This is a genomic window from Leifsonia sp. HAY1-4F, from assembly GCF_056755275.1.
Genome location: NZ_JBNDHX010000698.1, coordinates 1 through 232, shown reverse-complemented (window position 1 = coordinate 232; position 232 = coordinate 1). Strand labels below are relative to the sequence as shown.

The window sequence follows — 232 nt, the reverse complement described above, 5'->3', positions numbered from 1 at the left end:
GTCTGAAGTCGCGCACGAGGTCACGGGTCTCGATGATGCTCATCCGCCTGCTCCTTGGTAGTGACGAGTGCCGAGCCGCCAGCAGAGGGCCGCGACGGCCCACGCGAAGAGTGCCGCCAGCGGCGTGCACCAGGCGAGCCACGTCGGGGCGAGGTGGTCGCCCCGCAGGTCGAGGATGGCGACCGCCGGCACGTAGGCGACGAACGCCGTCGGGACGACGAACATCCAGAAG

The 232-nt window shown here is 69.8% G+C and carries 1 protein-coding gene; it reads right to left on the bottom strand.

What is annotated here, in order from left to right; translation table 11 throughout:
- Positions 1-39 precede the first annotated feature (39 nt).
- Positions 40-232, bottom strand: a 193-nt coding sequence (locus ACPYOG_RS21020) for an ABC-2 family transporter protein (protein ID WP_481295977.1), incomplete at its 5' end; no start/stop codon positions are given.